This window comes from Pedobacter sp. 01T416_2 (assembly GCF_056398925.1).
This window is the reverse complement of sequence record NZ_JBFTQI010000342.1, coordinates 1-6,067: the sequence shown is the minus strand read 5'-3', so window position 1 is coordinate 6,067 and position 6,067 is coordinate 1. Positions and strand designations below refer to the sequence as shown.

The following is a 6,067-nucleotide window of genomic DNA, read 5'->3' as shown; positions in this document are numbered from 1 at the left end:
CCAAAACGGTTTACCGGACTAATGGTATATTGATAAAGCACATCTTTACTTACTTGATTATCTTCTACGGTGTATATTATGCTATCACCACGATGCTCAATATTATAAGTTGTTAAAATTCTATTGAACGGCATTTTAACGCCATCGCTTCTTTTCACCAATAAAACTTCCGGTATCTGTGCAGTAGCTTTAGCGCTCCATTCTATTCTAAATACATCTCCAGTGGTTTTTCTATTGGCGCTTTTTGGTTTATTGGTTATAAAAAAATCATTAGCAGAAACAGGTGTTGAGGTATATTTATGCTGTTCGGTTCCATCTCTTTTAAGCTGTATTACCCTGTATTGATAAACCACATTCTGTTTCGCAGTAGTATCAACCAATAAAATATTAAATGCAATTGCTAATGGCTGTTGAGTAAGATAAACAGAAAGCGAATCGTAATTAAATTTCTTTTTAAATATTGGCCACACCTCATCTGCCGTATAAGTAGTAGTTGGATTGTATTCAAAAACTTTGTTTCTTGCTGCCTGATAATTATTCTTTAGTTCTTCATAATTAGAAGGGGTACTAAATTTATATAGCGCTTGCCAATTGGATTCATTTTGTGCTTTTCTATCTAAACGAAAAGCAATTACATCTCCATCTGGGTGTTCGGCAGAAGCAGGTTTAAATAAATTGTATATATAAGTGCCTTTATATCCATTAAAGGCAACTTTACCTTCCTTTTGAGCGTTGGCCTGTAAACCAATTTGTACGAAAAGCATAATCAATAAACTTTTAACTACTGGAATTCTATACGGTTTCATAACTATTGATATGTTTTAGATTGATTTGAAATGAAAATACCTTTGTTATTTACTCCTGCTTGTACACCTAATACCAGTGTTTTATTAAGGCCTACCCTAACGCAAGGTATTGGACTACAGATATCTGTAAAACCTATACTTACGCAAGGTGTTTCGCAACTGCTATTGCAAACACCTCCGCCTACATAAGCGCTACCTTCTAATACAAATGTAAGCCCCATTGTTGCAGAAAACTCTCCTTTTAATGGTGCTAAATAGCCATTAATATCTGCATAGGTTTTGGCACCTAAATTTATACCTGCACAAGCTAAACCTATACTTGCACCGGCGCTTAATTTTACAAATGCACCTACTCTGCCGCCTACCGAGATGGCAATATCCTTAGGGTTTGAGGTGAAATCTGCCTTTAAATATGCCGCGGCAAATAAACCGTGGGTAAATGAGCAGTGTGCAACAGGATCGAGATCTAAATCGAAGCTCGGTAAGAGTGGTATTGGCATTTCGGCCGATACGACTAACAACACTCCTTGCACCTTTGTAAATGCTGTTTTTGTAGCATCGGTTACATCGGCATTGCCAAAATGTTTATAAAATGAGTTTTTTTGTGTTTCGGTTAGGGTTTTATTACCCACCATAAAACCAACGCCTATGCCTGTAAATGGCGTGTATTTTACATCGGCCAGGCCATTACTAAAAATGTACCATTCGCTGGAGCCTAATTTTAATTCTGCATCTAAATCTAAGCTGGCAAAATCTGTATTTTGGTTAAGGTGACCAGATCCAATTAATGCGTTTTCAGTAAAATCGTAAACAATACTTAAACCTTGTACGCCACCTGCACTCATATTATTTACGCCAAGGGCAGATGGATTTGCTACTATATCACCTTTTATGGTAAAACTCATTGGCGATGGTGCTATTCCGTTTGCCCCTGTCATGTCGCCACCGAAGGTAAAGTATTGCCACTCTTTACCTACAACCATGCTTTGTCCGGTTGCTTTATCTAAATAGCTTCCAGCTTTTTCGCCTTCATTGAGGTATATTTTGGTATCTTTTGGTACAGTTAGTTTAGTTTCGGTTTTTGTTTTAGTGAGTTCTACAGGAATTTTATACTTGCCTTTAAGGTCTTTATCTGTTAAATAACCTTTTAAGTAAAGTTCACCGTCGTTAAATCGTTGGTCGCCATCAAATGTTACTTTTATCCCTTTGGTATCTAACCCTAAGTTTTGAAACTTCACATCATGTTTATGTGCTAACTTGCCATTTTCTGCTTTATAGGTTAAATCGTAGGTTACTAAATCTAGTCCGGTGAAACCTGGAATATCCATGTTTAAATCGCCTCTGAAAGTTACAAAATCAGCGCCGCCCCAAACTGTGCTTGGTTTGTATTTCGCAATGCCGTTTAAGGTAACTGCTGGTTGTTTTTCGGACAGTAAAATTCTGGTGTCGTTTTCGTTACCGGTATCATAAAGATTAATATTGTTAATTTTAATTTCATCGGTAGGTTCTAAATCAGGCAAACCTTTAAGACTAGCTAATGAGGTGATGCCAGATTTTGTGATGAGCGATACCGACCATTCTCCTTTATCTTTTGAGTACCCTTTATCGTAACCAAAACTGGTGTACACATCATTTCCGTTTATGGTAATCGGAAATGCATTCAGCAGTTTTAAACTATTAACTTCAAAATCTCCAAAACCAATTTTAGTGCGGCTAACTTTTAAGTTTGAGAAAGGAAAAGTTAAGCCCAAGGCGTTAAGACTGCCTTTAAGGGTAAGGCCTTCGGAGCCAAAAGTCCAGGTTGGAGCCTCTAATTGCCATTGGTTTAATTTAATGGTAATTTTTTGTTGGTTCTCCGATTTGAAACCATTTTCGTTTAAGGTAAACTTTGCTTTAGCTTGTATATCCCGATTAGTTGTGTAAGCTAAATCGGTAGTTAGTGTACCCAAAAATGAAATACCTGTATTCGTTAACATTACGTTTGCATCTGGTGTAACACTAATATCATCTGCCCCAATAAACTTTGGTTTAGCGCGTGTATTGCTTGATACCAAAAATTGGGAAGAGGTCAGGTCAGAATTACCGGTAGAAAATGTATATAAATTATTCGTCTTTTTATCTGCTGGCAAAGCAGTAATCAACGCGTAAGACGCATTTGCATTGTTGAGGTATAAATAGTTGGTATCGCCAACATTATCTGATGATGAAGTTTCTACTCCTTTAGCCAACGATGCAGCATCTAAACCTATTTTTCCAAATATGCTGGCTGTTGTAGCGGTTTGAGGATATAAAGCCAGCCCACCTTTATCCAAAATTTTAATATCGTATTTAGAAAATAACACGGCTTCTAAATCATTTTGGTTGAAAACCATTCCATTTGCCAAGGTAAAAAAGCGGTCTTTTTCCTGTCCCGATGGTGCTTGGTTTACGTTTACCAAAATATCGGTAAATTCAAGTTTACGATCCACATATTTTCTTTTCAGGGTGCTTTCGCTTACATTACCTGTTGGCGTTAACTTGCCCGATATTTTATATTGTGTATTAGTTACATACTGAGCTTTGGTTAGTTCGATTGGAAAACCATACATGCTGTTTACATTCATATTAGGTGCTTTTACAAAGTTGAGCATAACATTAGCGTTTGCACCGCCTGGGTTTATGGGCTGTGTACCTCCAATATAATCTGCTTTAGTACCAATAATTGTGAATGATCTGTTGGCAGGCAACCTGCTCAGCGTTATGGTATAATAGGTTTCGGTAGAAAAAGTTGCTTCATTTTTTGGTATGGCTATTTCATTTTCTGTTATCGCATTATCATCATAACCATTGATTTTTGTTTCGGTAGCGCCATCGGGCGATACCATATCTTTAGCTAAATCATCATCATTTTGCTGTACAGCGCTGTAATAGTTATTATTTTTAGGCGCTGCCGATGCCATTTCAGTTGTACTGGCTTTTTTAAGCGCTCCTAATTTTATCTTTTTGGGTAGTTTATCTGTTTTCGGTACTACTTTAATTTCTTCTTTAGCTGAGTTTGTTACTATAGTTACTTTTTTACTGGTTTTATCATACTCATCTTCATCCATACCTTCAACGTAGGTATTGTACTCGCCATTTAAAGGTTTGGTTTCCCAATTACCGAAAACTTCTTGGGCATTAACTGTTATGCTAACGGCAGGTTCTACTTCTACGCTAACAATTACATCTGTAAGTCCATCTACATGTACTTGTGTTTTTGCGATGGTGTAATTTTTATCGGTTGGTACTATTTTTAACTCGAACTGGCTACCGCCTGCTGCAATTTCCACGTAGTTGTAATTTTTCCCTAAAAAAGTTCCTTTAGTTTGCAAATAATTACCAGTGTTTAAAACTGTTACGGTACTTTCTAATGTGATTTTTGTTCCTTTTTTATAACAATACACCGTAATGTTGCGGGTGTTCTTCTTAACCTTAAACTTTACGGTTTGGTTTGCTATAACATTATCTAACGTAACAACGGTTGTTTTGTAATTGGCTCTATCTACAGGAATTATGGTAAAAGCTACTTTGCCTTTTGGCGATTGTAGCGTTGTAGGGTAACCGGTTTCGGGTTTATAATCGTTCCAGCTAAAATCATCGCCAACAATAATGCGGGCGGCTACTGTATTTTCTTTATCATCAACCACTGTTGTAGTTAACATAATTGGTAAATCCATGTAAACTTTACCCAGATTTTCACGTTGCCCCTTTACCAATGGTTTACCACTATTTAATACTTTATAGGTAACTAAAAATCCATTTTTGGTAAGGCGGAGTAGTTTCCAGCTATCGTATAACCAACTGTTAATATTTTCGAATAGGAAACGACCATTTGTGCCGGTTATAAGATCTTTTTGTGGTGTTTTACCTTTTAAATAAGTTTCGATTTGGCTATTGGTTGCTGTATTTGATAAGCCAGACATATTAAAAAGCTCTACATGAACACCTGATAATACGGATGTGCTTGCGTTACTGCTTGGGTAAACGGCTCCGTCTATGTAAGGCGCCAAAGGAACTACGGGTACGTGTGTGTATCCAATATTGTAATCTTGTGTAGAAAAGACTTGTTGATCGGTAAAACTACCTTGTTTTTGTGTTTCGAAATTGAGCACACTGGTAACCGAAAAAGCATCTTGCGTAATGTAATTGTCTTGACTGGTGCTTATTGGCTCGGCAAAAATATAATACTTATCGTTAATATCGGCTGGTACAATCAATCTATCGAAAGCAAAATAACCTTCTTTTCCGGCAGAGCCAAATGAAACCATTTTATCTATAATTTCGTATTTCTCTGTTTCATTATATGCGTTTTTGCGTTCCCAAATCTTTTTGAAATAGGTTCCTTTATTTGGGTCGCCATCATTTACAGGTCGGCCGATAGGTATTTCATCGCCAATTTTTCGGCATAAATAAACATCCATACCTGCTATTGGCGTAATTGGCGGTGTAGCACCCGGTCCATTGTTTACAGCAAGTTTAGATTTGAAACTATATTGTTGTACCGTTGCGGTTAAGTCTGGTACGTTAATATTTTCGTTTTGGTTATAGGGAATGGGATGAGGTTCTGAATAATACTGATTACTTTGGATTACAACAACTAAATTATAGGTTTGCCCATCGTTAAAGGTATTGTAATCTTGCATGCCCACTTTAAAAGAATATTCTCCATTTTTTTTAACAGTGGTAGTGGCTATTACGCGCTCATCTGATAAAATAGTTCCATCTTTTAAAAGATCTTTTTGAGCTAAATTTCCTTTTAGCAGTTTTAATTCTGTTCCTTCTGGTAATGGCAATGGTGTGTTGGTTTTGCCGTAAGGCTTTGCCCATTTGTAGGTGTACCTGCCAGAAACGTTCATAGAAAGGAATTTTGGTCCAAACTCAACGGTTTCTGTTAAGTTTTTATTGGCAAAATTTGTAGCTTCAAAAGCATTTGTTTTACCACCAATTTTACTTACCGTTTGTGGGCTAAAATATAAAGCATCTAATTCATCAGTTGGCTCAAAAAACACCGTATAAGTATCATTTGCATTTACAGCGCTTACTAAGTTTGAAAAAGAAGTGTTAAAATTATTTGCATCTAACTCGTTAATATCAGTGCTGCCAACCACTACATAACTTTTGGTGCTTTTTTTAATTATATCTTTACCCAGCACGGTTGAAGATTTGTAAATGGGTATTTCTTTAGTTTGCCCTATTATATTTTCAACCTCCCCATCAAATACACTTTCGGCTTTGCGGAGGAT

The 6,067-nt window shown here is 36.7% G+C and carries 2 protein-coding genes; both read right to left on the bottom strand.

What is annotated here, in order from left to right:
• Positions 1-806: hypothetical protein (locus AC1DPQ_RS15055; RefSeq protein WP_477610026.1), on the bottom strand; the 806-nt coding region annotated here is incomplete at its 3' end.
• A 2-nt stretch (positions 807-808) separates the two neighbouring features.
• Positions 809-6,067: hypothetical protein (locus AC1DPQ_RS15050; RefSeq protein ID WP_477610024.1), on the bottom strand; the 5,259-nt coding region annotated here is incomplete at its 5' end.